Below are 1,954 nucleotides of genomic sequence, written 5' to 3'. Positions count from 1 at the left end.
GTGGCATGAATGACATCACCGAATGGCTCAAACAGCGTTACAGCCAGACGTTTGATGCGGTTTACGTCCCGCCCGGTGCCGGTGTTGTGGTGCATATCACACAATCTCTGGCGATGGATTACGAAACGAAAGGCCGTAAGGTGCGCTACGACTTTAGTGAACCCGCTCAACATGATAATACTCAGGAAGCCTTAGATTAATGGAAACACCTGTCTTTCGATGGCTGTTCAGTGCCAGCCAGCCCTATTGCCTGCAAATTAACAGACCCCCACACGCTGAGCCTGTACCGGTTCAGCTCTACTGGCGGCCTGTCCATCAAAAAGCGTCCCGGCTCTGTCTTGCCATCGGCAATGCGTGTCAACCGCTGGGTGACGGTGATTTTACTGTCTTGCGCCTGTCAGACAAACAGTGGCAATCCATGGTGGCAGGCAACAACGAGACTGAGCCTGAACAGTGGGAGCGCCTGCCGTTTACGGTATCGGAGCTGGCCGTCCATCCTGAGTTTGCCACCTTGACCGCGATTGGCATTACGGAGGTTCAGCGATGCGAAAAATAAACGCTGTTGTCGTGCTGTGTCTGTCAGGGCTGATGGCCGGTTGTTCAACCTCGAAAGACACGTTGCTGCCTGCCGGCGGGCAGACGGTGCTGGCGATGTGGCAGGGCAATAAAGCCGGTCACACTACCGTGCAGGCAAGAGCCGCATTGCGCAGAACGTTGACTGGGACCGAACGCCGCCGGGCACTGGAAGAGCCTTACCATTACAGCCGTTCGGCTGCGCAGGAAATCAGCCAGCAGTTTCCCCGTCTCCCCAATCCCGATATGGTGATGTATGTCTTTCCGCATCTGGCGGCAGGCAATACACCGATACCCGGCTACAGTACCGTGTTCCCGTTTTATCAGCAGGTGCAGTATGCCCTGCCGGGTGAACGTACGGAGGCCCGGTAATGAAAAATCCCAACCCACTACATCGCCCCGGCCAACTGCGTGAAGCCGATGAAGCTGCGATTTACCGGGCCAGTCCCTCCATCATTGACTACCTGCCCTGGGTGGAGTATCTGGAAGACGGGCAGTGCCTGTTACTGGATGATGGTGTTTCCGTGGGTGCGGTCTACCATATCGAACCGGTGGCCACCGAAGGGCGTCCAGTGGAACGGCTGATTGAAATCCGGGATCAACTGGAGGATGCGATCCAGGACAGTCTGGAGGAAGACGATATCTCACCGTGGGTGGTGCAGTTTTTTTGTCAGGATGAGGATGCTCCATCCGGTTACCTCAATACGTTACGGGACTATGTAAAACCCTGGGCAAAAGATACGTTCTTTACAGCCGCTTTCTTGGCTGAATCTGAGCGCCATCTGAACAGCATTGCTCAGCCTGAGGGGATATTTTATGACAGCTTAATTACCGGGCAACCGTGGCGGGGGCAGCAGCGCCAGACGCGTATGGTAGTGTATCGCTGGTTGCCGGCTCACAAATCGCAGACACACCATCAAACCGTATCCCCGGTGGTGGCACTCAATCAGGTCTGCGAGCGACTGGTGTCGTCACTGGCGGCGGCGGGTATTGTGGCTGTCCGGCAGAATGGCGAGCAGATCCACAGTTGGTTGTTACGTCATTTTAACCCAGCCCCGGACTGGAGCATGGCAAAAGTCGATTTTTACCATACGGTGAGTTATGAAACGCCCATGCAGCTCGAACTTCCGATCCATAATGACTTTGCCGAAAGCCTGTGGTTTACCCCACCGGTATCTGATCCCGAAAACGGTGTCTGGTGGTTTGATGGCCTGCCGCATAAAGCGGTTCCGGTTGAACGCCTGCGCCGCCCGCCAGAACCGGGCACGCTGACGGGCGAAGTGAAACGGGGGGATAATATCAATGCGCTGATGGATATGATGCCGGCAGGCACCGTGGTTTCTTTGACCATCGTGGCGCAGGTACAGGATACACTGGAAGA

General features: G+C 55.6%; 3 protein-coding genes and 1 pseudogene. All 4 read left to right on the top strand.

What is annotated here, in order from left to right; genetic code table 11:
• Window positions 1-200: pseudogene (locus tag ABLA76_RS16315) on the top strand (TIGR03752 family integrating conjugative element protein); the annotation flags it as partial.
• Complete coding sequence (locus tag ABLA76_RS16310) at window positions 200-556, top strand: hypothetical protein (RefSeq protein WP_348988725.1); 357 nt, start codon at window positions 200-202, stop codon at window positions 554-556. The pseudogene ABLA76_RS16315 and the gene ABLA76_RS16310, both read left to right, overlap by 1 nt.
• Window positions 544-945, top strand: coding sequence for a TIGR03751 family conjugal transfer lipoprotein (locus ABLA76_RS16305; protein ID WP_348988724.1), 402 nt, complete (start codon window positions 544-546; stop codon window positions 943-945). The genes ABLA76_RS16310 and ABLA76_RS16305 overlap by 13 nt, the downstream gene beginning before the upstream one ends.
• On the top strand, window positions 945-1,954 hold a 1,010-nt coding region (locus tag ABLA76_RS16300; RefSeq protein ID WP_348988723.1), incomplete at its 3' end, for a TraC family protein. The genes ABLA76_RS16305 and ABLA76_RS16300, both read left to right, overlap by 1 nt.

The sequence above is a fragment of the Xenorhabdus sp. SGI240 genome (assembly GCF_040081915.1).
GTDB lineage: Bacteria > Pseudomonadota > Gammaproteobacteria > Enterobacterales > Enterobacteriaceae > Xenorhabdus > Xenorhabdus bakwenae.
Note: the sequence above shows the minus strand (reverse complement) of the source record. Positions and strands in the feature narration are given on the sequence as shown.